The organism is Paraconexibacter sp., assembly GCF_059438195.1.
This window is the reverse complement of the sequence record NZ_JBLKKY010000003.1, coordinates 1-24313: the sequence shown is the minus strand read 5'-3', so window position 1 is coordinate 24313 and position 24313 is coordinate 1. Positions and strand designations below refer to the sequence as shown.

25 protein-coding genes are annotated in these 24313 nt (G+C 74.5%); 13 read left to right on the top strand and 12 right to left on the bottom strand.

What is annotated here, in order from left to right:
- Positions 1–67: 67 nt before the first annotated feature.
- Complete coding sequence (locus ACME2J_RS01590) at positions 68–1756, bottom strand: cholesterol oxidase substrate-binding domain-containing protein (protein WP_495543108.1); 1689 nt, start codon at positions 1754–1756, stop codon at positions 68–70.
- Positions 1757–1904: 148 nt separating this feature from the next.
- A complete protein-coding gene (locus ACME2J_RS01585; protein ID WP_495543107.1) occupies positions 1905–2474 on the bottom strand; it encodes a cysteine hydrolase family protein in 570 nt (189 codons plus the stop codon).
- Positions 2475–2629: 155 nt separating this feature from the next.
- Here ACME2J_RS01585 and ACME2J_RS01580 point away from each other — a divergent pair, with 155 nt between their 5' ends.
- On the top strand, positions 2630–2833 hold the full coding sequence (locus ACME2J_RS01580) for a hypothetical protein (protein ID WP_495543106.1): 204 nt from the start codon (positions 2630–2632) through the stop codon (positions 2831–2833).
- Positions 2834–2840: 7 nt separating this feature from the next.
- Here ACME2J_RS01580 and ACME2J_RS01575 read toward each other — a convergent pair whose 3' ends face one another.
- Positions 2841–4085 carry a glycosyltransferase gene (locus tag ACME2J_RS01575; RefSeq protein ID WP_495543105.1) on the bottom strand — a complete coding sequence of 415 codons (1245 nt, stop codon included), beginning with the start codon at positions 4083–4085 and terminating at the stop codon, positions 2841–2843.
- A complete protein-coding gene (locus ACME2J_RS01570; RefSeq protein WP_495543104.1) occupies positions 4082–4666 on the bottom strand; it encodes a TetR/AcrR family transcriptional regulator in 585 nt (194 codons plus the stop codon). Before ACME2J_RS01570 ends, ACME2J_RS01575 begins: the two co-directional genes overlap by 4 nt.
- A 203-nt stretch (positions 4667–4869) precedes the next feature.
- On the opposite strand from ACME2J_RS01570, the gene ACME2J_RS01565 reads away from it, so the two are divergent.
- Both ACME2J_RS01565 and ACME2J_RS01560 read left to right on the top strand, forming a co-directional pair.
- Positions 4870–5622 (top strand): hypothetical protein, encoded by a 753-nt coding sequence (locus tag ACME2J_RS01565; RefSeq protein ID WP_495543103.1) that lies wholly within the window; start codon positions 4870–4872, stop codon positions 5620–5622.
- An 80-nt stretch (positions 5623–5702) separates the two neighbouring features.
- Positions 5703–5927 carry a hypothetical protein gene (locus tag ACME2J_RS01560; protein WP_495543102.1) on the top strand — a complete coding sequence of 75 codons (225 nt, stop codon included), beginning with the start codon at positions 5703–5705 and terminating at the stop codon, positions 5925–5927.
- Between the two features lie 44 nt (positions 5928–5971).
- On the opposite strand, the gene ACME2J_RS01555 is transcribed toward ACME2J_RS01560, so the two are convergent.
- Entirely contained in the window at positions 5972–6151 is a 180-nt protein-coding gene (locus tag ACME2J_RS01555) for a hypothetical protein (RefSeq protein WP_495543101.1), read from the bottom strand.
- An 80-nt stretch (positions 6152–6231) separates the two neighbouring features.
- On the opposite strand from ACME2J_RS01555, the gene ACME2J_RS01550 reads away from it, so the two are divergent.
- A complete protein-coding gene (locus ACME2J_RS01550; RefSeq protein ID WP_495543100.1) occupies positions 6232–6654 on the top strand; it encodes a PGPGW domain-containing protein in 423 nt (140 codons plus the stop codon).
- Between the two features lie 36 nt (positions 6655–6690).
- Here the strand turns inward: ACME2J_RS01550 and ilvD are convergent, their stop codons facing one another.
- Positions 6691–8586: a dihydroxy-acid dehydratase gene (ilvD, locus tag ACME2J_RS01545; RefSeq protein WP_495543099.1), complete on the bottom strand. Its 1896-nt coding sequence runs from the start codon at positions 8584–8586 to the stop codon at positions 6691–6693.
- Between the two features lie 19 nt (positions 8587–8605).
- On the opposite strand from ilvD, the gene ACME2J_RS01540 reads away from it, so the two are divergent.
- The 3 genes from ACME2J_RS01540 (at position 8606) to ACME2J_RS01530 (ending at position 12069) form a co-directional block, all read left to right on the top strand.
- Complete coding sequence (locus ACME2J_RS01540) at positions 8606–9172, top strand: TetR/AcrR family transcriptional regulator (RefSeq protein ID WP_495543098.1); 567 nt, start codon at positions 8606–8608, stop codon at positions 9170–9172.
- A 140-nt stretch (positions 9173–9312) separates the two neighbouring features.
- On the top strand, positions 9313–9627 hold the full coding sequence (locus tag ACME2J_RS01535; protein WP_495543097.1) for a hypothetical protein: 315 nt from the start codon (positions 9313–9315) through the stop codon (positions 9625–9627).
- 165 nt (positions 9628–9792) lie between these two features.
- Positions 9793–12069, top strand: a complete 2277-nt coding sequence (locus tag ACME2J_RS01530; RefSeq protein ID WP_495543096.1) for an NHL repeat-containing protein — start codon at positions 9793–9795, stop codon at positions 12067–12069.
- A 12-nt stretch (positions 12070–12081) separates the two neighbouring features.
- Here ACME2J_RS01530 and ACME2J_RS01525 read toward each other — a convergent pair whose 3' ends face one another.
- Together ACME2J_RS01525 and ACME2J_RS01520 are read right to left on the bottom strand one after the other, a co-directional pair.
- A complete protein-coding gene (locus tag ACME2J_RS01525) occupies positions 12082–12972 on the bottom strand; it encodes a TIGR03620 family F420-dependent LLM class oxidoreductase (RefSeq protein WP_495543095.1) in 891 nt (296 codons plus the stop codon).
- A 10-nt stretch (positions 12973–12982) separates the two neighbouring features.
- Positions 12983–13603 (bottom strand): hypothetical protein, encoded by a 621-nt coding sequence (locus tag ACME2J_RS01520; protein WP_495543094.1) that lies wholly within the window; start codon positions 13601–13603, stop codon positions 12983–12985.
- A 38-nt stretch (positions 13604–13641) separates the two neighbouring features.
- Between ACME2J_RS01520 and ACME2J_RS01515 the strand changes: the two genes are divergently transcribed.
- The gene (locus ACME2J_RS01515) at positions 13642–14319 is read left to right on the top strand and encodes a uracil-DNA glycosylase (protein ID WP_495543093.1); all 678 of its coding nucleotides are present in this window, start codon (positions 13642–13644) and stop codon (positions 14317–14319) included.
- Here the strand turns inward: ACME2J_RS01515 and ACME2J_RS01510 are convergent.
- Positions 14245–14937 (bottom strand): hypothetical protein, encoded by a 693-nt coding sequence (locus ACME2J_RS01510; RefSeq protein ID WP_495543092.1) that lies wholly within the window; start codon positions 14935–14937, stop codon positions 14245–14247. The two genes, ACME2J_RS01515 and ACME2J_RS01510, sit on opposite strands and share 75 nt — an antisense overlap.
- Positions 14934–15296, bottom strand: coding sequence for a GNAT family N-acetyltransferase (locus ACME2J_RS01505; protein WP_495543091.1), 363 nt, complete (start codon positions 15294–15296; stop codon positions 14934–14936). The genes ACME2J_RS01510 and ACME2J_RS01505 overlap by 4 nt, the downstream gene beginning before the upstream one ends.
- A 125-nt stretch (positions 15297–15421) precedes the next feature.
- Between ACME2J_RS01505 and ACME2J_RS01500 the strand changes: the two genes are divergently transcribed.
- From ACME2J_RS01500 to ACME2J_RS01490, 3 genes are all read left to right on the top strand, one after another.
- Entirely contained in the window at positions 15422–16870 is a 1449-nt protein-coding gene (locus ACME2J_RS01500) for an aminotransferase-like domain-containing protein (protein WP_495543090.1), read from the top strand.
- 187 nt (positions 16871–17057) lie between these two features.
- Positions 17058–18527: an NAD(P)/FAD-dependent oxidoreductase gene (locus ACME2J_RS01495; RefSeq protein WP_495543089.1), complete on the top strand. Its 1470-nt coding sequence runs from the start codon at positions 17058–17060 to the stop codon at positions 18525–18527.
- A gap of 156 nt (positions 18528–18683) precedes the next feature.
- Positions 18684–19130 carry a hypothetical protein gene (locus ACME2J_RS01490; protein ID WP_495543088.1) on the top strand — a complete coding sequence of 149 codons (447 nt, stop codon included), beginning with the start codon at positions 18684–18686 and terminating at the stop codon, positions 19128–19130.
- A gap of 61 nt (positions 19131–19191) precedes the next feature.
- On the opposite strand, the gene ACME2J_RS01485 is transcribed toward ACME2J_RS01490, so the two are convergent.
- On the bottom strand, positions 19192–20070 hold the full coding sequence (locus ACME2J_RS01485) for a right-handed parallel beta-helix repeat-containing protein (protein ID WP_495543087.1): 879 nt from the start codon (positions 20068–20070) through the stop codon (positions 19192–19194).
- A gap of 204 nt (positions 20071–20274) precedes the next feature.
- Between ACME2J_RS01485 and ACME2J_RS01480 the strand changes: the two genes are divergently transcribed.
- Positions 20275–20460 (top strand): hypothetical protein, encoded by a 186-nt coding sequence (locus ACME2J_RS01480; protein WP_495543086.1) that lies wholly within the window; start codon positions 20275–20277, stop codon positions 20458–20460.
- Positions 20461–20476: 16 nt separating this feature from the next.
- Here the strand turns inward: ACME2J_RS01480 and ACME2J_RS01475 are convergent, their stop codons facing one another.
- Positions 20477–21499 (bottom strand): lysylphosphatidylglycerol synthase domain-containing protein, encoded by a 1023-nt coding sequence (locus ACME2J_RS01475; protein ID WP_495543085.1) that lies wholly within the window; start codon positions 21497–21499, stop codon positions 20477–20479.
- A gap of 143 nt (positions 21500–21642) precedes the next feature.
- Between ACME2J_RS01475 and ACME2J_RS01470 the strand changes: the two genes are divergently transcribed.
- A complete protein-coding gene (locus ACME2J_RS01470; RefSeq protein ID WP_495543084.1) occupies positions 21643–24246 on the top strand; it encodes a flavin-containing monooxygenase in 2604 nt (867 codons plus the stop codon).
- Positions 24247–24313: the final 67 nt, after the last annotated feature.

Genomic DNA, 24313 nt, shown 5'->3' with positions numbered 1-24313 from the left:
GGGGCACCCCGGCACGCGGCCACGGACGAGCCCGAGCGCTCGCCCGTGGCCGACGATCGTGACCCGGTCAGAGGATCTCGTCGTGGAACGGGTTGGCGAGCACGCCGCTCGGGTCGAGCGCGCGCAGACGCACTCGTGCGTCGTCGAAGCGCGCCCCCGCGGCGCGGCCGCGGTCGACGATCTGGGGGAGGGTCCGCGTGAGGATCTCGCGGTCGGCGCAGCCGCCGCCCTCGGTGAACGCCCACTGCTTCGACCACTCGGGCCGGAGCGTCGCCCGGTCGTCGTCGAACGTCCGCAGGAGCAGCCGCTCGAACTCGCGGCAGAAGGCGAACGCGCCGGCCGTTCCCGGCAGCCACAGCAGGTTGATCCAGACGATCGTGTCCCATCCGGGCCGGTCGGGGCGGGGCGCGGACGGGCTGAGGATGCCGGCGCGGGCCCGCCGGACGCCCGAGTCGCCGGGGTCGTCGACACCCGAGCAGCGCAGCTCGACCGGGCCGTTCATCGGGTAGCTCCCCCGCGTCCGGTGCTCCTCGACGAGCCCTCTGTACCCGTCGGCGACGAGCGACAGGACGCGCTGGACGTCGGCGCGGCGGGTGAGGATCCCGTAGCCGAGCTCGTCGACGCGCAGCGTCGAGGCGCGGATGTAGAGCTGGAGGTCCTTCGCGTCCCCCCAGAGGTCGGCGGAGTCGGTCGCGGCGAGACCGGCCCGGGTCGCCTCCCAGATGAGCGCGCCGAAGGCCGGCCCCGACGCGGGGGAGCCGCCGACGATCTCCTCGGTGAGCCGGCTGACGGGACGCGGGATCGTGTCGGAGAACGGATAGTTGTAGGGGCCGCTCACCGCCCGGGACCGCGCCGGCCGCCGCGGGGCGGGGGTCCACACCTTGAGCCACTGCCCGTCGGTGAACGGGTACCAGATCGTCTCGACCCGGCCGCTGCGCTCGAGGAAGCTCTCGAACGTCCGCCCGCCGGAGCCGGGCGGCGCCAGCAGCTCGCTCGCCGGGATGTCGACGAAGCTCTCGCAGCGCAGCCGCTCGGCGGGCGCGACCCGCAGGACGACCTCGGTGACGAACGCGCGGCCCAGATGGACGAGCAGCGCGGCGGTCGCCGCGTGCGCGCGCCCGAAGGTCCGCAGGCCGTAGCGGCCTGCGTCGTCGTCCCAGGCGACGACGGTGATCTCGGTGACGAGGTTGCTGAGCGAGCCGTACGAGGCGCCTCCCGCGTCCTCGCTCTCGCCGGATGGGAGCGCCGCCCCGTGGGCGCCGATCGCGAGCGCCCCGCCCACGGTCGGCTCGCCGGTCGCCGGGACCGATCGCAGCCCGAGTCCCCGTTCGGCGAGAAAGGTGAGGAGCTGCTCCATCGTCGCGCCCGCCTCGACGCGGACGGCGGCGGGGTCGCGCGCGACGAGGCTCATCGCCGAGAGACGCGAGGTGTCGACGAGCAGGGTGCGCGCGCGAGGGCCCGTGCCCGGCGTGACGACGAGAGGCGACCACCCGTGCATCGCGCCGCGCGGCCTCACCCTCCAGCCCTTCTGCTCGGCCCACCGCACGAGGCGCACGACGTCTCGCTGGGTCCGGGGACGCGCCGTGAGCAGGCCGTCGGCGCGGATCGTCCCGGCCCAGTTCTCGTAGCGGCGCCGTCCGGCGGCGATCCCACCCGGGATCGGCCGGGGACGCGCCGCGGCGGAGCCCGGGCCGAAGGCGCCGCCGGGGAGGAGCGCGGCCGCCGCTCCCGCCTGGAGAAGGCGTCGGCGTGACATCCCCTGCACGCCAGGATCTGGCATCAGGGCGATCTTGGCACGCGTTCCGCGCGCTGTCACCTCCGCGATGCCCGCGCGGGCGCGCGCGTGGGCGTGGCCCGTCGTCGGGGCATCTCGAGAGGCCTGGCCGCGTGAGGCCGTCCGAGGCTCAGGTGCGTCCGCCCCCGCCCGCGATGCGCGCCGCCTCGTCGTGATCGGCGACCGTCGCCGACATGTTCGAGGCCATCATCTCCAGCGCCGCGTCGGCGAGATGGGGCGCGATGTGCGCCACCGCGCCCCGGGGGACGACGACGTCGAACTCGCGGACGTAGGCGTCGAGCGCCGAGTAGAGGATGCACTGCTCGGTCACCTGTCCGAGGAGCATCACGCGACCCACGTCCTCCGCGCGCAGCAGGTGCTCGAGCTGCGTGGCGTAGAACGCGGAGTGCCGCGCCTTGACGAGGAACGGCGCGTCATGCGCGGGCGCGAGCGGCGTGACGAGGTCCGGGGCGGCGCCGCGCCCGGCGCGGTCCAGGATCGTCTCCCGCGTCGCGGCCCAGTCGCCGTGATGGTCGTTGACGTAGACGCAGAGCGTGCCGGCCTCGCGCGCCGCCGCGACGAGCCGACGCATCGCGGGCAGCGTCTCCCGGGCCGAGCGGGCGAGCGCGTCGGCGTCCTCGTGCTCGTAGTGGTTGAGGACGTCGACGACGACGAGGGCGGTGCGGTCGCCTGCGGGCATCCGATCGCACCGTGCCCGGACCGCGCCGTGCCCACGCGTGCGTCTCCTGTGAGCCGCGTCTCATATCGGCCGAACTTGCGGGGGAACGGCCGCAGTCGTGTGCGGTCTTCTACTGAGGTCGGCGAGGACCGCGCATCGCACTGTGTGTGTCCGACATGAAGGTCAACGCTCACTCCTGCGGCAGCTGCCGGGAGCCGATCGGAAAGTGGGAGCCCGCCGTCTGGACGACCGCGGGCGGCCGCGTCCGTCTCGAATCGCCGCTCTCCCTCGTCGAGGATCTCGACCCCGACGACCCGATCGTCCGGGTCGTCCACGAGCGCTGCGCGGGCGTCCCCACCGACGCGCCGACGACCGCCTGAGCGCTCGTCAGCGAGGCGATGCCTCCGCGCCGGAGCGGCGCGCCGCGAGCGACTCGATCGCGGCGGCGGCAGCCGGCGCGCCTCCCGCCGCCGCGTAGCCCGCCGCCACCGCGGCGGCCCCGTCGGCCATGGTGCTCGCGCGGCGCACCGCGTCGGCGAGTCGCTCGGGCGTGAGGCGCTTGCGCGGCACCCGCACGCCGCAGGAGGCCTCCTCGACGCGCACGGCGACGTCGAGCTGGTCACGTGCCCAGGGGACGACGACGACCGGGACGCCGCGGGTGAGCGCCCGCTGCGTGATGCCCATTCCGCCGTGGCAGACGACGACGCTCGCGCGGTCGAGCAGCGGCCCGTGGGGGAGGAACCGCCGCACGACGGCATCGCCTCTCGGCGTGAGGGTCGCGGGGTCGACGCCCGCCGAGGTGACGACGACCTGGGCCTCGCCGGGCAGCCCGGCGAGGGCGGCCTCGGCGATCGCGGCGTCGTCCTGGTACTCCGAGGAGCAGGCGACGAGGACGAGCGGCCTCGCGCCGTCGAGCGGGACCTCGAGCTCGGCCGCCTCCTGCGGGTCCCACGAGCACGGCCCGACGTGCATGACGTCGTCGCGATGCGGCCGGGGCGCGTCGAACGGGGGCGACGTGAAGGAGAGCGTGAGCGGGGCGCGGAACGAGCCCTCGTGGGCCGCGCGGAGCGGCGGAAGGCCGGCGGCAGCGCGGCCGGCGTTGATCGTCGGGAGCTTCGCGGTCGCCGCCATCCGCGACGCGACCCGGCGGAGAACGCCGTCCCGGACCCGTCCGACGACATCGTCGCGGGGCGCGAGGCCGAGACCGAACGGAGGGACCCCCGGGGCAGGCTCGTCGAAGAGGAACGGCCGCGACTCGACCCACGGGAGCTCGCCGGCCTCGGCGGCGGCGCGGGCGCCGAAGGTCGTCGTGTCGACGAGGACGACGTCGGGGCGGACGTCGGCGATCGCGGCGCGGATGTCCTCGACCTCGAGCGGCGCGCGTCGGGCCCACGTCGCGAAGCAGCGCTTCACCGCGGCGGGCTGCGACCGGGCCGCATGGTCGTCGAGCGTGAGGGCCTCGATGCGAGGGTCGATCGGCGCCGCGTGGACGCCCGCTTCCGATGCGGCGTCGACGCACGACGAGAGCGTCCGCAGGTGGGCTTCGGCCCCGCGCTCGCGCAGCTCGGCGAGCACGCCCATCATCGGCTGGAAGTGGCCTCGCGCGGGCGAGGTGTAGGCGAGGACCTTCATGGCGTCTCCTTCGCGTGGTCGACGAGACCGCGGATCGCCGCCTCGGCGGCACCCCGGTCGAGGTCGTGGCGCCGCCGCAGCAGCGCCCAGGTCTGCAGGTCGGTGAGCGAGGCGAGCACGGCGAGTCGCGTCCTCCTCGCCTCGGGGGCGAGCCCGGTGAGGAACGGCGCGAACGCCTCCTCGGCCCAGGCGAGATGGAGGGCGGTGCCCGCCTCGGCGACCTCGCGGGCCGCCGGGTTGCGCTCCGCCTCCGCGAGGAGGCGGAGGGTCGCGTCGCCCCACTCCTCGTAGTGGTCGACGAGCCGGCGCACGCTCTCGCGCACGTCCCCGGGCGCCGCGGCCCGCTGCGCGCTGATGCGCTGCGTGCCCTCGCGGACGCTCGCCGCGACGAGATCGTCCTTCGTGCCGAAGTGGCGCAGGACGGTCCGGACGCTCGTCCCCGCCCGCTCGGCGACGCGCTCGAGCGGCGGATCGAAGAGGCCCTCGTCGTGGAAGAGCGCGATCGCGGCGTCGACGATCGCGCGGCGCGTGCGCTCGGTCGCGGCGGCCCGCGCGGTCTGGGTGTACGTGCGGCTCGACATTCGTGTCACTCAGCGTGACACCGATATTCTCCGCCGTCAACGGACACCGAGAGACATCACCCCGGGACGCGAGGAACTTCCCCCTCGGAGACCGTCGCGCTGCGGGTTCGTACCGATGCTGCGGTGCGACGCGCGTTGCGAGTCTGCGACCACGGCGGGGCGCCCGTCTCGCCGGGTTCCCCATCCGGACAGGAGGAGACGCCATGCGTCGTCCCATCCGAGCCCTCGCGCTCGCCACCCTCGGGGTCGCGGCACTCGCCGTCGCTCCCGCCCTCGCCGGCCCCGGTCCCGGGGTCGTGGTCGTCCAGGAGGACGGCGACGGCGACTGGCTCTTCAACCGCGACGCGAGCACCTCGTCGCCCTACCAGTTCTCGCTCGCCGAGCGGAGCATCGGGGGCGGCAGCCTCTACGTCGAGCCGATCGACGGCTCGCAGCCCGCCGACAAGTTCGTCGCCGAGCAGTTCTCCGGCGGACTCGTCTCGGACCTCTCGTCGATCTCGTACGACTTCCTCATCGCCGGCAGCGGCGACGCGAGCGACGCGGGCCAGTTCTACCTCAACGTCTACACCCGGCTCCCGGGCTCGGAGACCTTCTACGACTGCCGCTTCGACGACGTGCCGTCGACGGGGTCGACGACCGCGTTCACGACGGCGACCTTCGCGGCGACGGACACGCCGACGAACGTCCGCTCTCGAGGCGGGGCGACGTGTCCGGCGACGCTCGCGGGCATGCCCGCCGGGTCGACGGTCCACTTCTTCTCGCTCAACGTGGGTGACACGTCGAGCAGCGACGCGGGCCTCGCGGGCTACCTCGACAACGTCGTGGTGACACGGCCGGGCGACTCGACGACGTACGACTTCGACCCGCACAAGGACGCGTGCAAGGACGGCGGCTACACGGCCGGCGGCTACGCGAACCAGGGGGAGTGCGTCGCGGCGATCCAGTCGGCTCGGTAGCGGCATCCCGCACGTGATGCGGCAGGGTCCCGGGCGAGAGTCCCGGTGACCCCGCCGCGTCCGGCGGCTACCCTGGTCCAATGGCCGAGGAGGGATACGTCGACGTGCGGTGGGAGGGCGGCCCCTACGACGGGTCGGAGCAGCCGCTGCCGGCGCTCTACCTCCAGGCAGCGTGCGTCGACATGCCCGACCCGGCGACGGCGGCCGCCGACGCCGCGGACGAGCCCGCGATCTTCAGCGGGCCGATGCACCGCTACGCGCTCGCGCGCGACGGGAGCGGGCTCGTCGCGACGTACGCCGGCTAGGCCGCCCGCGCCGCGCCCGGCGGCGGCGCCTCGCGAGCCGTCGCTCAGCCGCCGCCGATGCCCGTGATGATCCGGCCGGTGCCGCCGCAGAAGGCGCAGTCCTGGCCGCCGACGGCGCCCTCGCCCTCGCAGCGCGGGCAGACGTCCTCGCCCGTGTCCGGGGCGCCCGGCGGTGCCTCGTCGCCCGGCGCTTCCATGCTCTCGTCGCGGTCGGAGAAGCTCATGAGACGACGGTGCCCGGCCCGTCGGCGCTCGATGCGCGCGGATGGCGCGCCCGGGGTCGCGCGCCGGGTATGAGGAACCCATGTCCCCCGTGCAGCGAGATCGACCGCAAGATGGCCTCGGCGCTCCCGTCGCGGCCCCGCCGCGCAGCGCGCGGCGCCGCCTGCGTGAGAACCCCGCCACGCGGCTTCCCTATCGCCTCGGGGTCTTCGCGCTCGGCCTCGCCTTCGTCGCGCTCGGCCTGGCGCTCGCCGTGCTTCCCGGTCCGCTCACGATCCCGCCCATGCTCCTCGGCGTGTGGATCTGGTCGACGGAGTTCCGCTGGGCGGAGCGCTTCTTCGAGCTCGTTCGCGCGAAGGCGCGCGAGGCGTGGGCACACGCGAAGAGCCATCCGCGCTCCTCGGTGACCGCGACGGCGGGCGGGCTCGTCATCGCCGCCGTCGCCGTCTGGGCCGTCGGCGAGCTCGGCCTCGTCGAGGAGGCGCGCGCGACGTTCGGCGTGTGAGCAACCCGCCGGGCCCGGCGGGCCCGGCGTGCCGCTCTACGACCCGTGGAGCGACGGCTGCGCCTGCGCCGCCGCGGCGACCGCGCGCTCGACCGCGTTGACGTCGCGGACCGCCCCCGTGTCGGCGGAGGTCGCCATCGCGGCGTACGCGCGCAGCGCGGGGGAGACGACCCGGTCGCGTGCCGCCGGGACGTAGCCGGCACCCGACTCGAGACGCTCGCGGCGCTCGGCGAGGACCTCCTCGCTCACCTCGAGGGTGATCGCGCGGCTCGGGATGTCGATCGAGATCTCGTCGCCGTTCTCGACGAGCGCGATCGCGCCGCCCGCCGCCGCCTCGGGGGAGACGTGGCCGATCGAGAGACCCGACGTCCCGCCGGAGAAGCGCCCGTCGGTGATGAGCGCGCACGCCTTCCCGAGCCCCTTGCCCTTGAGGTAGGAGGTCGGGTAGAGCATCTCCTGCATGCCGGGTCCGCCGCGCGGGCCCTCGTAGCGGATGACGACGACGTCGCCCTCCTTCACGCCGCCGGAGAGGATGAGGTCGACGGCGTCCTCCTGGGACTCGACGACGACGGCCGGCCCGCGGAAGGTGAGGATGGACTCGTCGACCCCCGCGGTCTTCACGACGCAGCCGCGGACGGCGAGGTTGCCGTGGAGGATCGCGAGGCCGCCGTCCTTCGAGTGGGCGTGCGCGACGTCGTGGATGCAGCCGTCCTCGGCGTCGGTGTCGAGCGACTCCCAGCGCTCGGACTGCGAGAAGGCGGACGCCGAGCGCCGGCAGCCGGGGGCGGCGTGGAAGACCTCGAGCGCCTCGTCGGAGGCCTTGCCGCTGCGGATGTCCCAGGCGTCGAGCCACTCGTCCATCGTCCGGGCGTGGACCGTCGTGACGTCCTCGTGGAGGAGCCCGCCGCGGCGCAGCTCGCCGAGGATCGCGGGGATGCCGCCCGCGCGGTGGACGTCCTCCATGAGGTAGGTGCCGTTGGGGGCGACCTTCGTGAGGCAGGGGACGCGGCGCGAGATCTCGTCGATGTCGGACATCGTGAAGTCGAGCTCGGCCTCCTGGGCCGCGGCGAGGACGTGGAGGACGGTGTTCGTCGAGCCGCCCATCGCGACGTCGAGCGCCATCGCGTTCTCGAAGGCCTTGCGCGACGCGACCGCGCGGGGGAGGACCGACTCGTCCTCCTCGTCGTAGTGGCGGTGGGCGATGTCGACGACGCAGCGCCCCGCCGCCTCGTAGAGCTCCTTGCGCGCGGTGTGCGTCGCGAGGATCGAGCCGTTGCCCGGGAGCGCGAGGCCGAGCGCCTCGGTGAGGCAGTTCATCGAGTTCGCCGTGAACATCCCGGAGCACGAGCCGCACGTCGGGCAGGCGGCTTCCTCGATGCGCGCGATGTCCTCGTCGGAGACCTCGTCGGCGACGGCGTCCGCGATCGCCGAGATGAGGTTGACCCGCTTGCGCACGGTGCCGTCGACGAGGACCGCGGTCCCGCCCTCCATCGGCCCGCCGCTCACGAAGACCGTCGGGATGTTCAGCCGCAGCGCCGCGTTGAGCATCCCGGGCGTGATCTTGTCGCAGTTCGAGATGCAGATGAGCGCATCGGCGCAGTGCGCGTTCACCATGTACTCGACGCTGTCGGCGATGAGGTCGCGCGAGGGCAGCGAGTAGAGCATGCCGCCGTGGCCCATCGCGATCCCGTCGTCGACGGCGATGGTGTTGAACTCGCGCGGGACGCCGCCGGCCTCCTTGATCGCGTCGGAGACGATCTCCCCCACAGGCTTGAGGTGCGTGTGCCCGGGGACGAACTGCGTGTAGGAGTTCGCGACCGCGACGATCGGCTTCCCGAAGTCCTCGCGCTCGACGCCGGCGGCGCGCAGGAGCGCCCTGGCGCCGGCCATGTTGCGGCCGTGGGTGACGGTGCGGGAGCAAAGCGGGGGCATGGTCGGCTAGGCTAGCGGAATGGCCATTCCGCCGCCACCGGAGCCGTGGGCCTCGCTCTCCGCCGAGGAGAAGCGCCAGCGCACGCTCGCGGTCGCCGACGAGCTCTTCGCCCGCGAGGGGACGGACGTCGCCATGCCGGTCCTCGCCGAGGCGCTCGGCGTGGGGGTCGGGAGCATCTACCGGCAGGTCGGCTCGAAGGACGACGTCATCGCGGCGCTCGTCACCACCCGCGCGGAGATCCTCCGCGAGCGCTTCCGGTCCGCGCTGTCGGCGCCCGATCCGTGGGAGGCGCTCGTCACGGCGACCCACGCGACCGTCGACGACTGCATCGACGACGCGCTGTCGCAGACCGCGTGGGACGCGGCCGCCGGGGCCTCCGAGGAGGTCCGAGCCGCGCGCGAGGAGGCGACGGCGGCTCTCGCGGCGCTCGTCGACCGTGCTCGCGACGCAGGCACGCTGCGCGACGACGCGACGCACGAGGACCTCCGCATCGTCTTCTGCGCGCTCCGCGACCTCGCCGGCATCGGGCCGCAGGCCGCCCACCGCCTCGCCGAGCTCGCGCTGCGCGGCATGCACGCGGCCTGAGCGGCGGCGTCCCCCGCCGGCCGGGCTGCGGTCCGGCCGGGCCGGCGAGGAGTAACGTGACCCGGATGGTGACCGCCGCCAGGCGACGGTCACGCCGATCCGAGACAGCGAGCGGTCGACCCGCTCGGGAGGTCACCGTCATGCGCCACGAGAGCGAAGACGTCCCGCCCACTCCGCCCGAGGAGACCGAGGGGACGGACGACGCCGCCATCCGCGGGCTGGTCACCCGCCTCGGCCGCCCCGACCGCCACGGCGGACTGGTGGTCGAGCGCGCCGCCATCGTCGCCGCGGGCGCCGACTCCGCGGCGATCGTCAGATGGATCCTCGCTCACGGGGGCGAGGCCGAGGCTGCTGTCGCGGTCGCGAGCCGAGGCGGTGGCCTCCACCGTCGCGAGGACGGCCCGGGCACCGCGCCACCGCGGCGGTACGTCCTGCCTCCGGGAAGCCTGGACTGACGGGTTCTCGCGGGGAGGTGTGACGGGTGAGCCTCGGATTGCGAGGTTCACCCGTCACACCTCGTCGTCCCGCTGCTCCTGGGCCGAGGTGGGCGGCGACCGGGGTCGAGATCGGCGGCGTCCGAACCGGCGCGCCGCTCGTCGCGGTTCGGCATCGTGCCGACGATGCTGCTGGGGAGACGGCTCGCTCGCCGCGCGACCGCGGTCGCCGCCGCACTCGGGCCCCTGCTCCTCCCCGGGGCCGAGGCACCCTGCCCGGGTGCCGATCCCTGTCCGTACGAGTCGGTCTCGGTGACGGGCCAGCGCGACGGCGGCGTGCTCCGGCTGCCGCAGGCGGTCGCCGTCGCCCAGGACGGCGGGCTCGTCGTCGCCGACCAGTACACGCGCGCCGTCCAGCGCTTCGACCCCGCCGGCGCCTTCGTCCAGCAGTTCGGCACCTTCGGCGCCTTCTCCGGCGCCCACGACCAGCTCGGCGCCGTCGGCGGCATCGCGCTCGGGCCGGACGGCGACGTCTACGTCGTCGATGCGCACGCTCGACGCGTGAAGCGCTACGACCCCGACGGCCGCCTCGTCGCGACCTTCGGCGGCCGGGGCACGGAGCCGGGACGGTTCCGCTTCGGCTCCGGTCGTCTCGTCGACCAGCCCGCGGGTGGCGGGATCGCCGTGAGCGACGACGCCGTCTGGGTCGTCGACACCCTCAACCACCGGGTCCAGCGGTTCACCCTCGACGGGAAGGATCCGCTCGTCGTCGGCGGCCGCGGCGACGGGCCCGGCGAGTTCGACACGCCGCAGGGCATCGCCGTCCGCGCCGACGGCGCCGTCTACGTCGCGGACAACCGCAACCACCGGGTCGTCGTGCTCGCGCCCGACGGTCGCTTCCTCCGCCAGATCGGCGGCGAGAAGGGCACGGGTCCCGGGGAGCTGTACCACCCCTACGACGTCGCGATCGACCCGGCGGGGACCGCGTACGTGGCGGACAACCTCAACCACCGCATCAGCAAGTTCACGTCCGGCGGGCGCTTCGTGCGCTGGATCGGGTCGGGCTTCGGGCGTGCCCCCGGCCGGCTCGCCTACGTCCGCGCGCTCGCCGCGGGACCGGACGGCCGGCTCTACGTCGCCGACTCGGCGAACGGCCGCATCTCGGTGTTCGGGCCGACAGGCGGCTTCGAGCGCAGCGTCGGGGCGGACGGCCGCGGCCTCGGGCAGTTCATCCGGCCGACCGGGATCGCGGCGCTGCCCGACGGCGGCTTCGCCGTCGCCGACTCGATGAACAGCCGGGTGCAGATCCTCGAACCCGGCGGCCGGGCGGTGACGGCCTTCGGTCGCGTCGGACGCGGCGAGCGACGACTCGACCTCGCCGACGGCGTCGCCTCGACCCTCGCCGGCAACGTCTGGATCGCCGACACCGGCAACGGGCGCCTCGTGCGGCGGGGCGACGACGGCGGCGTCCTCGGGACGGTCGGGCGGTTCGGCGTCGCGCCGGGCCGGTTCGCCGGGCCCGAGGACGTCGTCGTCGACGCGGAGGGGCTCCTCTACGTCGCCGACACGCGCAACAACCGCATCCAGCGCGTGCGCCCGGACGGGACGCCCGTCGCCGTCCTCGGGCCGGCGGTTCCGGACGGGCCGCCGCTCCACCGGCCGGGGGCCGTCGAGCTCGGGCCCGCCGGCCAGGTCTACGTCGTGGACACGTTCAACGACCGCATCGTCGAGTTCACGCCCGCCGGCGAGGTCGTCCGCACGTTCGGCTCGACGGGGGACGGGCCCGGCGAGCTGCGGCGGCCGCGCGCCGCCGCGGTCGACGGGGCGGGCCGCGTCGTCGTCGCCGACACGAAGAACGACCGCGTCGTCGTCTTCGCTCCCGACGGATCGTTCGCGTTCGCCTGGGGACGGTCGGGCACCGCCCCCGGTGAGCTCTACCGGCCCTCGGGCGTCGCGGTCGCGTGCAACGGCGCGATCGCGGTGAGCGACCGCGAGAACCACCGGGTCCAGCGCTTCGTGCCGCGCGACCCCGTCACGTGGCCGTGCGCGCCGACGCCGACCGACCGTCCGCCGGCCTCGCTCGCGCCGCTGCGCCCCTCACCGCCGCTCGCACCGCAGATGGCGGTCGAGCTCACGCGCGAGTCGAAGGTCCTCGCGCGCCGGGGAGCGCCGGTCCGCGTCGACTGCGACCGCACGTGCCGCTTCCGCGTGACGGCGACGCTCACGCCGCGCGGGGGTGGCCCCACCGTCCGGCTGCGCGGCCGCGAGGACGTGCGGTTCACCGGGCGCCCGCGGACCGTCCGCCTCGCGCTCCGCGAGCGCGACGTCCGGCGCCTCGCCCGGCGCCTCGAGCGCACGGACCGCAACACGCTGCGGCTGAAGGTGACCGTGCGCGCGACCTCGGGGCCGGAGGGCCGCACCGCGACCGAGACCCTTCGTCGCACCTTCGTCGTGCGCCGCTGAAGATCGGGGGCGCTAGCCGGCCGGCGCGAGCGCGTCGAGGACCTCGAGGTCGGGCGTCGGGCGACCCTCGACCGACACGGGCTGGATGCAGACGTGGGTCGCCCCGGCCTCGTAGTGCGCGTCGATGCGTGAGCGGAGCGCATCGGCGTCTCCCCACGCGACGAGGTCGTCGACGAGCGCAGGGTCGCCGTCGGCGATCTGGTCCTCGGTGTAGCCGAGGCGCTTCCAGCTGTTGCGGTAGTTGGGGAGGGCGCCGTAGCGGGCCACCTGGGCTTCGGCGGCCTTCCGCGCCGCGCCTTCGTCCGTCGAGAGGATCACCTTCTGCTCGACGCAGAGGAGCTTGTCGGGACCGAGGATCTCGCGCGCCCGGCGGGTGTGCTCCGGCGTCGTGAAGTACGGATGCGCTCCGGCGCTCCGCTCGCGGGCGAGCTCGAGCATCTTCGGGCCGAGCGCGGCGAGCACCACCGGCGGCGGCTCGTCGGGAGAGGGACCGTCGTACGGCGAGGCCTCCATCCCGTCGAGGTAGGTCCGCATCGTCGCGACGGGCTTCCCGTACGTCAGCCCGCGGAGGCCCTCGACGAGCGGCGCGTGCGAGACGCCGATCCCGCCGATGAACCGGCCGCCGGACTGCTCGGCCAGCGTCATCTGCGCCTGCTTCATCGCGCCGGGGTGGCGGTGATGGACGTTCGCGATCCCCGTCGCGAGGACGAGCGTGGACGTCGCATCGGCGAGGTGCGCGAGGAGGACGAGGGGGTCGCGGCCGACCGTCTCGGGGTGCCAGAGGGCCGAGTAGCCGAGCCGCTCGACGCGGCGGGCGGCGTCCGTCGCCTCGGCGGACGTGAGGCGGTCGAGGAACAGCCACACGCCCGGCGGGCGCAGGCGGTCGGCGAGGGAGGGCGACATCACCCGGACGCTATCGCCCGGCGCGGCGCGCCCGAGAGAGCCGAGACGCGGTCCGCACGAGGACGATCGTGCCCGCGATGCCGCCGACGAGGACGATGAGGATCGCGCCGACGACGGCCGTCACGACCTTGCCGCCCACGCCTTCGCCGACCGCGAGCTCGGCGTCCGGGGCCGCACCCGCGGGCGCCGCGACCGTCACCCGGTACGCGCCGTCCCGTGGGACGTCGAGCCCGGCGACGGACTGCCCGGAGTGCCCGCCGAACGAGTAGGAGACCTCGCCGGAATGCGGGCCGACCTCCACCTGCGGCGCGTCCCGCGGCGCGTCGACGCGGATCTCGAGCGGCGGGATGGGCACGTCCTCGCCGAGATCCGTCTCGTAGTACGCGGCGGCGCGGCCCTCGTCGAGCTGGACCGTCCCGCTCCCGGGGATCGGGACCCGGTCGAGCTCGTCGACCGCGTCCGCCATCCCGAGGAGCCCGACGACGAACCAGGCGATCGCGGCGGCGATCGCGAGCGCGATGAGAGCCGCTCCGACGGCGAAGCCCCGTCGTGAAGGCGGCCGGTCCGTCCTCCCGGGCCGCTCGGGAGCGCCGAAGGCGGCCTCGGCCTGGGCGCGCAGGGGGTCGGTCACGCGCGGATCGTCCCATGCGCCTCGCATAATCACGCCCGATGGCCGCACGTCCCCTGCACGAGATCGTCGACCCCGGATGGGCGCAGGCGCTCACCGGCGTCGAGGGCGCGATCACCGAGATGGGTCGCTTCCTCCGCGAGGAGGTCGCCGCCGGCCGCGGCTACCTGCCGAAGGGCGATCACATCCTCCGCGCCTTCACGCAGCCCCTCGCCGAGGCGCGCGTCCTCATCGTCGGGCAGGACCCGTACCCGACCCCCGGCCACGCGGTCGGCCTGTGCTTCAGCGTCGCCCCCGAGGTCCGCCCGCTCCCCAAGAGCCTCGTGAACATCTTCCGCGAGTACTGCGAGGACCTCGGGCACCCGATGCCGTCGTGCGGCGACCTCAGCCCGTGGACCGAGCAGGGCGTCCTCCTCCTGAACCGCTCTCTCACCGTGCAGCCCGGCAAGCCCAACAGCCACCAGGGTCGCGGGTGGGAGGCGGTGACCGAGGCGGCGATCCGCGCGCTCGCCGGGCGCGGAGGCCCGCTCGTCGCGATCCTGTGGGGGCGCAACGCACGCAACCTGCGGCCGCTCCTCGGCGAGGTGCCGTGCATCGAGTCGGCCCACCCGAGCCCGCTCTCGGCGCACAACGGCTTCTTCGGCTCACGGCCCTTCAGCCGCGCGAACGAGCTGCTCGTCGCGCAAGGCGGCGAGCCGGTGGACTGGCGGCTGCCGTAGGACGGCGTGACGCGGCGCCCTCGGGCGCCGCGTCACCCGATGCGCCTCAGCAGAGGACCTGGACCATGAACTCGTCGCGACGTCCACGCCGGCGTCGTCCTCGGTGCGGACGACGACGGTGTCCGTCGTCCCGGTGTTCTCGTTCACGCCGGTCTGCTGGGGATCGACCCCGACGTTGTCCGGCGCGGCGCTCGTCGCCGTGTACGAGCACGTCGAGATGTCGCGCGGGAACACGACGACGTAGTTCCCGATCGAGATGCGGCTCGACGTCACGTCGCCGGAGCTGCGGATCAGCGCGCCCGCGGCGGAGACGAACGCCCACATGATGTCGTTCTTCCTCGCGAACGCCGACGAGTCGACGCCGTCGAGCGTGTTCGCGTCGTCGGCGGTCGCGGCCGCGAGCCCGGCCTTCGCCCGCGCCGTGCTCACGATCTCCGAGGCGTGGAGGCCGTCGAGGCGGTCGGCGTTGAGGCCGGTCGCGACACCTGTCGCGTTCGTCGTGAACGGCCGCTTCGTGTCGCCGCCGGCGCCTGCGGTGATCGCGCCGACCATGTTGCCGTTGCAGCTGTTGAACTCGAAGGCGCCTTCGGGCCCCGTCGACCTCGCGAATCTGATCACGGCCTTCCATCCCTGGGGCCGTGCGACGTCGTGCCCGCGATGCGGGCTCGACGTCGCACGGTCTCCCTGAACGCGGCGCATCGCGACGGCTGCGCGGCGACCGCCGACCGCTGCAGCTGGAGCGCCCGCGCGCGCAGCAGCGCGACCTCGGCGGCCGTCGGGCGGAACGGATCGGCGACGTGCGCGTGTGGCGGGTCGACGGCGACGGCCGCGACGACCTCGCCGTCCACCTCGGCGAGGAGGAGGTCGCCGGCCGGGGCGCGGCGGCTGTCGAGCGCGGCGAGGCGCGCCACCGCCTGCCCGTCCTCCGGACGCGCACGGCGGATCGTGATGGCGGCGGCGGGACGCGGGCGGGACATGGCTCCACGGTGGCGGCGCCGACCCGCGACGACGAGGGCCAATGCCGCCGCGCTGGCCTCTCGCCCCGGCGTGAGCGGTCCAGCCGTCGCCGACTGGACCGCCGGTGGAGGCGTAGGCTCATCGCATGCCGCACCCCGCCCGACTCGCCGCGCAGCTCGGGGCGTGGCGCGACGGCGACGGACCGCAGTTCGAGCGCCTCGCCGCGGCGATGACGGCGGTCATCGAGCAGGGCGCGCTCGACGGCGCGCGGCTGCCGTCCGAGCGGCGCCTCGCGGAGGAGCTCGGCGTGAGCCGCAGCACCGTCGTGCGCGCCTACGACGCCCTGCGCCGGACCGGCCTCGTCGTCTCGCGCGAGCGCTCGGGCACCGTCGTGCGGGCCGTCGGCCGCCGGCGCGCGACCGAGGCCCAGATGCCGCAGCTCCAGACGCTGCTGCGCCCGCCCGCCGACGGCGTCGATCTCACGCTCGCCTCGCCCGAGCTCGACGAGGCGATCGGCGACATCTCCGTGTCCGTGGCCGACGCCGAGGGTCTCGTCCCCCGGCACGGCTACGCCCCCCAGGGGGTCCCGGCGCTGCGGGAGGAGATCGCGCGGCGCCTGTGCGACGAGGGGACGCCCGCGACCCCGGACGAGATCCTCGTGACGAACGGCGCCCACGAGGCGATCTCGCTCGTGTGCGAGCTGCTCGCCGCGCGCGGTCAGCCGGTCGCCGTCGACGAGCTCACCTACCCCGGGGTCCTCGAGCTGCTCGAGCGCGTCGGCGCCGTGCCGTGCGCGGTGCCCGCCGATCCCGCCGGGATGCGCCCCGACGAGCTGCGTCGGCTCCTCTCGCGCTCGGTCGTCGGCCTCGTCTACCTCATGCCGACCTGCAGCAACCCGCTCGGCCGGTCGATCGCCGCCGACCGCCGGCGCGAGCTGCTCTCGATCGCCGCGGAGCACGGCGCGCTCGTCGTCGAGGACGGGACACTCGACGACGTCCGCTACGCCGGGGCGCTCCCGACGCTGCGCGCGGCAGCGCCGTCGATCGTCCTGCGGATCGGATCGGTGAGCAAGGTCGCCTGGGGAGGCCTTCGCGTCGGCTGGGTGTGCGGGCCGCGCGAGATCGTCGGCAGGCTCGCCCGGCTCAAGGGCGCCCGCGACCTCGGCGCGAGCGCGATGGCCCAGCTCGCCGCGCTCCAGGTGCTGCGCGAGCTCGACCGCCTGCGCGGCGACCGGCGTGACCGCGCGCGGCGGCGCATGACGCTCATGCGGGCGGAGCTCGTCCGCCGCATCCCCGAGTGGCGCGTCTCGGCGCCGGACGGAGGGTGGTCGCTGTGGGCCGAGACGCCGGGGGTCGACGGCGACGTCCTCGCGGCGGCGGCCGCGCGGCACGGCGTGCTCCTCACGCCCGGCCGGCCGTTCCGGCCCGGCGGCCCGCCCACCGAGGCGGTGCGCCTCTGCGTGAGCGCGCCGGAGCCCGTGCTCGTGAAGGGGGCGGAGCGCATCGCGGCCGCGTGGGGAGAGGTCCGCGAGACCGCCACGCGCCGCGCGGCGCCGCCCGGTCCCGCCACGAGGCAGCCAGGCGTCCTGACCTGAGAGCCCCACTCCGGCCGGCCGATCCGGCCCGGGCGCGAGCCGTGCACGCGAAGCGACCGTGACCCCGCAGGGGGTTCCGTCGTCCCCCGAGCGAGTGACTTGCAATCAGATTCATTACTGAATGTCTTTACAAATAGCTCGCCATCTGGGACGGTGCGGACCGTCCAACCGAGAGCGAGGTCCCGTCGTGTCCCACCCCGATCCCCACACGCGCGAGAACGTCGACGTCGTCGTCGTCGGCTCCCGGGTCGCGGGCTGCGCGGCCGCCGTCGCGCTCGCCCGCGGCGGCCGCTCGGTCATCACGCTCGACCGCGCGCGCTTCCCGTCGGACACCCTCTCGACGCACCTCCTCTTCCCGTCCGGCGTCGCGGAGATCGCGCGCGTCGGCGCACTCGACCGCGTGCTCGCCCACGACCCGCCGGAGTGCCGCGAGATCCTCCTCACGGTCGACGGCGACGTCGAGGTGCGCGAGCGCTTCAGGCCGGTGGACGGCATCCGCTACGGGCTGTGCGTCCCGCGTCCCGAGCTCGATCTCGCGATGGTCGAGACGGCGCGCGATCACGGGGTCGACGTCCGCGAGCGCTGCGGCGTCACGTCGATCGTGTGGGACCGCGGGCGCGCGGCCGGCGTGCGCTACACGGACGCCGACGGCGAGGAGCGCGAGCTGCGCGCGAAGCTCGTCATCGGCGCCGACGGCCGCCGCTCGAGCGTCGCGGGGATGGTCGGCGCCGATCGCCCGTACCGGGGCTCGCGCAACGGTCGCGGCCTCGTCTTCCGCTACATGGACGACCCCGCGGCGGGAACGGACTGGCGCAACGTCATGACGCAGTTCCGCGCCGACGACACCCACGGCATGGTGTTTCCCTGTCCCGGCGACCGCATGCTCGTCCTCTTCATGGGTCCGGCCGAGCAGGTCTCCGCGTTCCGCTCCGACCCGGAGGGGGAGTGGGCCCGCCAGGTCGCGCGCAACCCGACGCTCGCCAGGCGCATCGAGGGGGCGACGAACCTCTCGAAGATCCGCAGCACGGGGGACGTCCCCGCGTACTTCCGCGTCTCGAGCGGGCCCGGCTGGGCGCTCACCGGCGACGCCGGCCACTTCAAGGACCCGGTCATCGCGCAGGGCATCCGCGACGCCGTCCGCTTCGCCCGGCTCCTCGGCGAGGCGGCCGCTCCCCATCTCGACGATCCCGTCGCCCTCGACCGCGCGCTGGCCGCGGCGGAACGCCGGCGCGACCGCGAGTGCCTCTCGACCTACCACTGGGGCAACCGCGAGTCGCGGCCCGTCGCGAGCTCGCCGCTCGTCGTGGCGGCGCTGCGCGGCTTCGCCGGCTCGATGGACCCCGCGCTCAGCGACGCCTTCAACCGCACGCGCGTCCCGGAGCGCGTCCTCGATCTCGCCGTCGGCGCCCGCGCGCTCGCACGGGCTGCGGCGACTCCCGGCGCGGACCGTCGCACCCTCGCCCGCGAGGCCGTCGAGGAGGTCCGGCTCGACCTCGCCGTGCGGCTCGACCGCCTCCGCGGAGGCTTCCGGGCGCGGCGCGTGACGCCGACCGAGCGGACGGACTACACGTGGCCGCCGTCCGCGGCGTCCCGACCCGCGGCGCCGGCGCCGCGGCCGGTCCCGGACGGGCCGCCGGCGCCTCCGGTCGCGGCGTGAACGCCGGGTTCGCGCGAGCGACTCCCGTCGCGGTAGTGTCACCCGGCACGAGGTCCGGTCGTGGCGGGATGCGGGGGCGCCCACGGAGGGGCGGCCGGGCCGCCGGGACACCGGTCCAGCCGAGTCGCGCCTCCGGCTCTCCCCAGGAGGGGTCACATGAAGGGTCTCATCGCAGCAACCGGCGTCGCCGCCCTGCTCGTCGCCAGCGCGGTCGCGTGGGCGGCGCCGGGTCCGAAGGCGACGGGCGACTTCGTCAACGAGTCCCCGGGCGGCGAGCTCCACATCGCCTTCGCGGCGATGCCCGACAAGAACGGCGGCGCGAAGGGTGAGTTCCTCGTCGAGAACACGTTCGGCCTGCACTGGAGCGGCGATGTCGACTGCTTCGTCCAGTTCGGGCACCGCGCCGTGCTCGCGGGGCAGGCGGACGAGGACGGCACGTACATCCGGCTCATCGTCGAGGACAACGGCGAGGGGGCGAACGCGCCCGGTGACGAGTACGTCCTCGCGGCCCAGAGCGAGAGCAGCGGCCCGTTCGCGTGCACCGGCGGTGACCCGGGCGTCGACGTCGACCGCGGCAACATCCAGGTCCACCCGATCGGATGACCGTCGGCGGTGGTGACCGGGCGCATGGCCCGGTCACCACCCCGCCGCAGCTCTCAGCCGCTCAGCAGCTGATCCCCGTGCACTGCGCCAGGTTGCCGTTGCCGCTCGCCTCGTTGCCGCCGCCGTCGGTGACGCCCGGCGCGATCTCGAACCCGAGGTCGCCGTTGCCGGTCGCGACGTTGCGCGTGAGCACGCCGCTCGACGCGTTGACGTCGATGCCGTCGTCGCCGTTGTCGTGCGTCTCGTTGCGGACGAGCTGCGTGCCGGAGACGTCCGCCTCGACGCGGATGCCGTCGACGACGTTGCCGCTCGAGACGTTGCGGTCGACGAGGTTGTCCGCCCCGCCGCCGAAGAGCGCGATCCCCTCGCGGTTGCCGGTCACCTCGTTGCGGTTGATCCGATTGTCCGTCGAGCCGCTCGTGACGGAGATCGAGAAGACGTTCCCCTCGACCTCGTTGCGCGTGACGACGTTGCCGGCCGAGAGGCCGAGCCGAATCGCGTCGAGCGCGCTCCCGGTGATCGTGTTGCGGTCGACCATGTTCCCGTCGGCCCCGGCGAGCTCGATCCCGCGGACGTTGTCCTCGAGCGTCAGCCGGCTCACCTTCGAGTCGGTCGTCTCGTCGAGGACGACGCCCTGCGTGAAGCCGCGGATCGTCCCGTCCCGGATCTCGACGTCGTCGCGTCCGGCGGCACGCACGCCCGCCTGGGCGCCCGCCCCCCCGGAGATCGTGTGGCCGCCGAGGTGGAGGGTGACGCCGTCGGCGGCGATGACGAGCGCGTCGCCGCTGCAGCCGACGAGATCGGAGTCGAGCTTCGTGTCCTGCGTGATGACGTCTCCGCACGAGACGTGGGCGGCGCCGGCCGGGGCCGCGAGCCCCAGGACGGCCGCTCCCGCGATGATCGGGACGGCCGCGAGGGCCCTGCTGGACCTGCTGCGCATGAGGTGCTCCTCTGCTCGAAGTGCGGCCCCCCGGCGCGAGTGTAGTCGCAGTTGAGGTCCTGCGAAAAGGAGGCCGGGGCGGCCTCGGGTCGGGCCCGAGGCCCGGCCCGACGACTGGGCCGGCCGATCCGGGCGCAGAGCCTCGCTCGACGGTCCGTGCCTTTCCCGGATGGCGGCCGCCCGCCGGCGGCGTACCGTCGTCCCATGAACGGCGTCACCCCCTCGGAGCCGGTCGGGACAGACTCGACGACGCGCGAGCCGACGGGCCGTCCCGACGACGCGCCCCGCGTCCTTCTCGCACGTCGCCGACACGACGACGAAAAGCTCGACGAGGCGCTCGACGAGACCTTCCCGTGCAGTGATCCCGCCGCCTCGTGGGCGGGGGACTGAGCCCGACGGACCCTGCTCACGCGTCCGGTGGACGGCCCTGCGCCTCACGGAGGTGGGCCGCACGTCGCATCGCCGCCCAGAGGTGGTCGGCGCCCGCCCACGCCGCGAAGCCGAGGCCGCCGACCGTGCCGGTCACGGTGAGGAGGACGCCCGCGGCCGCCGCCGCCGCGACCCCCTCGCTGCCGAGGATGAGCACCGCCGCGGCCGCCCCGACGCTCGGGCCGATCGGCAGCTGGCTCAGCGTCACGAGCGCGATGAGGACCGCGATCGCGTCGAAGAACGACGCGTCGACGCCGACCGCGTGCAGCAGCATCCAGTTGCGGAAGATCTGGGCGAAGACGGCCACGAGGACGAACGCGAAGACGCGACCGCCTCCGCGCAGGCTGCGCAGGACCGTGAGGCCGCTCCACAGCTCGCGGGTCGTCCTCGCGGCGAGGTGCCGCAGGCCGGCGCTGAGGACCGCGATGACGACGATCGCGACGACCGGCAGCCACCACGGCAGGCCGAGCGGGCCGACGAGCGTGAACGACGCGGCGGCCGCGAGTGCCGCCTCCACCGCGAGGATCGGGAACTCCGCGGCGATGAGCGTCGGCACCTGGGGGCTCACCTCGGGTGACGACCGGCGGAGCGCTGCGATCCGGACGGCGACGCCGAGGTGGCCGTTGAGCACCCCTCCGAGGACCTGCATGCTCGACGCCCGGTAGAGGATGCGGCGCGAGACGGTCCCTCCCGCGGCCTCGATCGTCAGGTGCCACGCCTCGCTGCGCGAGACGAGCGCGACGACCTGGAGGAGCGCCGCCGCGAGGAGGACGAGCACCTCGGCCCGGTCGAGCGCCTCGGTGAACTCCTCCTTCCGATCGGCGAGGAGCGCGACGAGGACGGCCGCCGTCGCGAGAGAGCCGACGATCGTGATCGGCGTCCGCCGGCGCGCGCCGAAATCACGCATCCGCCACGCGAGCCGCGCGATGCCCCGCCGCGGAGGAGGCTCCGCCCTCGATCTGAGCTCGGTCACCCCCGGCGTCGAGCCTTCGTGCGCCACGGGTGCGACGGTACAGGGCCGGCGAGGTCCCGCCGCGATCGATGCGTCTCGTCACGCGGAATGCGACGACGGTCGCAATCGCACTTGACGCGGTGTCGAGCGTGGGAGATGCTCGGTCGGGAGCGAGAGAGAGAGGATCCACCATGTCGCAGGGCAGGACGACCGACGTCGACGCCGTCGTCATCGGCGCAGGGTTCGCAGGGCTGTACGGGGTCCACAGGCTCCGGAACGAGCTCGGCCTCACCGTGCAGGCGTTCGACGCCGCCAGCGGCCCCGGCGGGACCTGGTACTGGAACCGCTATCCGGGCGCGCGGTGCGACATCGAGTCGATCCACTACTCCTACAGCTTCGACGAGGACCTCCAGCGCGAGTGGCGCTGGTCGGAGCGCTTCGCCGCCCAGCCGGAGATCCTCGCCTACCTCGAGCACGTCGCCGACCGCTTCGACCTGCGGCGCAGCTACCGGTTCGAGACGCGCGTCACCTCGGTCGTCTGGGACGACGACGGGGAGCTCTGGACGGTCGGGACCGACGACGGCGCGACGACGACGGCCCGCTTCGTCATGTCCTGCGCCGGGAACGTCTCGCAGGCGAAGACGCCCGAGTTCGACGGCCTCGAGAGCTTCCGCGGCGAGATCTACCGCACGTACGACTGGCCCCACGAGGGCGTCGACCTCACCGGCAAGCGCGTCGGCGTCATCGGCACCGGCTCGACCGGCATCCAGGTCATCCCCATGGTCGCCGAGGAGGCGGAGCACCTCACGGTCTTCCAGCGCACCCCGAACTACGCGGCGCCGCTCCACAACCGGCCGGCGGACCCGCGCGAGGTCGAGGAGGTCATCGCCCGCTACCCCGAGCTGCGCCGGGAGGCGCGCTCCCAGTACCTCGGCGCCGTCTACGAGCCGTCGAAGCCCTCGGCGCTCGCCGACAGCCCCGAGGAGCGCAGGGAGCGCTACGAGCACTTCTGGAACGCGGGCGGCTTCCGTCTCGTCCTCTCCACCTACGGCGATCTCCTCTTCAACAAGGAGGCCAACGACACCGCGGTGGAGTTCATCCACGAGAAGATCCGCGAGCGCGTGGAGGATCCCGCGGTCGCTGACCTCCTGTGCCCGACGGACCATCCGTACGCGACGAAGCGCGCGGCGTTCGAGACGGACTACTACGAGACGTTCAACCGCGACGACGTCGACCTCGTCGACGTCCGCTCCGCCCCGATCGAGGAGATCACCCCGACCGGGCTGCGCACCTCCGAGGCCGAGTACGAGCTCGACGTCATCGTCCTCGCGACCGGGTTCGACGCCTTCACGGGCGCCCTCCTGCAGCTCGGGTACGTCGGGCGGGGCGGCCGCCGGCTCGAGGACGCGTTCGCCGAGGGACCCCGGACCTATCTCGGGATCGGCGTCCACGACTTCCCGAACCTCTTCACGATCACCGGCCCGCAGAGCGCGGTCGGCCTGTACAACAACCCGCTCGCGATCGAGGACCACGTCGAGCTCGCCTCGCGGATGATCGCCCACGTCCTCGAGGAGGGCGCGTCGACGATCGAGCCCTCGCCGGAGTCGCAGGTCGTCTGGAACGACCTCGTCAACGGCGTCGCCGACCAGACGCTCCTCCCGCTCGCGAACTCGTGGTACATGGGCGCCAACATCCCGGGGAAGGCCCGGCAGATCCTCTTCTTCCCCGGTGGCGCGCCGCTCTACCGCGCGATCTGCGACGACGTCGAGCGCACCGGCTACGGCGGCTTCCTCGTCGACGGGCGGGGGAGCGACGTCCCGCCGATGGTGAAGCTCGACCCGGCGGTCCTGCTCGTCATCGGAGCGATGCTCATGCAGGGCGCGAAGCCCCTCGAGGAGCAGTCGGTCGAGGAGATCCGCGAGACCTTGGAGGGCTTCACGGCGCTCCAGGGGCCGAAGGCGGAGGTCGCCGAGGTCGTCGACGCGACGTACCCCGGCCCGTCCGGGGATCGTCCCGCGCGCCTCTTCGTCCCGGCCGGAGAGGGCCCGTTCCCCGTCGTCGTCTTCCTGCACCCCGGCGGCTGGGTCGGCGGCTCGATCGAGGTCGCCGACGGACCGTGTCGACGGATCGCCGCGGAGTCGGGGGCGATCGTCGTCGCGCCGAGCTACCGGCTCGCGCCCGAGGACCCCTTCCCGGCGGCGCCCGACGACTGCCTCGCCGCGGTGCGCTGGGTCGCCGAGACGATCGCCGAGCGCGGCGGCGACCCTGAGCGGATCGTCGTCGCGGGCGAGAGCGCGGGCGGCAACCTCGCGGCGATCACCGCGCAGCGCGCGCGGGACGAGGGCGGCCCGGCGCTCGCCGGGCAGATCCTCGTCTACCCGCCGATCGACCCGGAGGCCTCGACGGCCTCGCGCGAGGAGTTCGCCGCGGGCCCGCTGCTCAGCGTGAAGGCCGCCGAGGGCATGTGGGCCGCGTACCTGTCGGGAGCGCCCGCCGACGCGGCGGCGCCGTCGCGCGCGGCGACCCTCGAGGGTCTGCCCCCGGCGCTCGTCATCACGGCCGAGTGCGATCCCATGCGCGACGAGGCCGAGGACTACGGTCGCGCGATGTCCGCCGCCGGGGTCGACGTCGAGGTCGTCCGTGCCGACGGCATGGTGCACGCCGCCCTCGACCTCGCCGGGGTCGTCCCGAACGCCGGCCGGCTCTTCGAGGCGATCGCCGGCTACCTACGGACCCGCGTGGGCGCCACGCCGGCGGCCGGCGAGGCCGGCGAGCGCGAGGGAGCCACCGCCTGAGCGGTCGCGACAGCTAGGTGTAAGTCCCGAGCAGGTTGTTCAGCCGTTGGACGGGTGGTTGTCGGCC

What these genes read in the sequence shown, in the direction of transcription:
- ACME2J_RS01590 (WP_495543108.1), bottom strand. Translation starts at nt 1,756, where the DNA reads ATGTCACGCCGACGCCTTCTCCAGGCGGGAGCGGCGGCCGCGCTCCTC.
- ACME2J_RS01585 (WP_495543107.1), bottom strand. Translation starts at nt 2,474, where the DNA reads ATGCCCGCAGGCGACCGCACCGCCCTCGTCGTCGTCGACGTCCTCAAC.
- ACME2J_RS01580 (WP_495543106.1), top strand. Translation starts at nt 2,630, where the DNA reads ATGAAGGTCAACGCTCACTCCTGCGGCAGCTGCCGGGAGCCGATCGGA.
- ACME2J_RS01575 (WP_495543105.1), bottom strand. Translation starts at nt 4,085, where the DNA reads ATGAAGGTCCTCGCCTACACCTCGCCCGCGCGAGGCCACTTCCAGCCG.
- ACME2J_RS01570 (WP_495543104.1), bottom strand. Translation starts at nt 4,666, where the DNA reads ATGTCGAGCCGCACGTACACCCAGACCGCGCGGGCCGCCGCGACCGAG.
- ACME2J_RS01565 (WP_495543103.1), top strand. Translation starts at nt 4,870, where the DNA reads ATGCGTCGTCCCATCCGAGCCCTCGCGCTCGCCACCCTCGGGGTCGCG.
- ACME2J_RS01560 (WP_495543102.1), top strand. Translation starts at nt 5,703, where the DNA reads ATGGCCGAGGAGGGATACGTCGACGTGCGGTGGGAGGGCGGCCCCTAC.
- ACME2J_RS01555 (WP_495543101.1), bottom strand. Translation starts at nt 6,151, where the DNA reads ATGAGCTTCTCCGACCGCGACGAGAGCATGGAAGCGCCGGGCGACGAG.
- ACME2J_RS01550 (WP_495543100.1), top strand. Translation starts at nt 6,232, where the DNA reads ATGTCCCCCGTGCAGCGAGATCGACCGCAAGATGGCCTCGGCGCTCCC.
- ilvD (WP_495543099.1), bottom strand. Translation starts at nt 8,586, where the DNA reads ATGCCCCCGCTTTGCTCCCGCACCGTCACCCACGGCCGCAACATGGCC.
- ACME2J_RS01540 (WP_495543098.1), top strand. Translation starts at nt 8,606, where the DNA reads ATGGCCATTCCGCCGCCACCGGAGCCGTGGGCCTCGCTCTCCGCCGAG.
- ACME2J_RS01535 (WP_495543097.1), top strand. Translation starts at nt 9,313, where the DNA reads ATGCGCCACGAGAGCGAAGACGTCCCGCCCACTCCGCCCGAGGAGACC.
- ACME2J_RS01530 (WP_495543096.1), top strand. Translation starts at nt 9,793, where the DNA reads ATGCTGCTGGGGAGACGGCTCGCTCGCCGCGCGACCGCGGTCGCCGCC.
- ACME2J_RS01525 (WP_495543095.1), bottom strand. Translation starts at nt 12,972, where the DNA reads ATGTCGCCCTCCCTCGCCGACCGCCTGCGCCCGCCGGGCGTGTGGCTG.
- ACME2J_RS01515 (WP_495543093.1), top strand. Translation starts at nt 13,642, where the DNA reads ATGGCCGCACGTCCCCTGCACGAGATCGTCGACCCCGGATGGGCGCAG.
- ACME2J_RS01505 (WP_495543091.1), bottom strand. Translation starts at nt 15,296, where the DNA reads ATGTCCCGCCCGCGTCCCGCCGCCGCCATCACGATCCGCCGTGCGCGT.
- ACME2J_RS01500 (WP_495543090.1), top strand. Translation starts at nt 15,422, where the DNA reads ATGCCGCACCCCGCCCGACTCGCCGCGCAGCTCGGGGCGTGGCGCGAC.
- ACME2J_RS01490 (WP_495543088.1), top strand. Translation starts at nt 18,684, where the DNA reads ATGAAGGGTCTCATCGCAGCAACCGGCGTCGCCGCCCTGCTCGTCGCC.
- ACME2J_RS01485 (WP_495543087.1), bottom strand. Translation starts at nt 20,070, where the DNA reads ATGCGCAGCAGGTCCAGCAGGGCCCTCGCGGCCGTCCCGATCATCGCG.
- ACME2J_RS01480 (WP_495543086.1), top strand. Translation starts at nt 20,275, where the DNA reads ATGAACGGCGTCACCCCCTCGGAGCCGGTCGGGACAGACTCGACGACG.
- ACME2J_RS01470 (WP_495543084.1), top strand. Translation starts at nt 21,643, where the DNA reads ATGTCGCAGGGCAGGACGACCGACGTCGACGCCGTCGTCATCGGCGCA.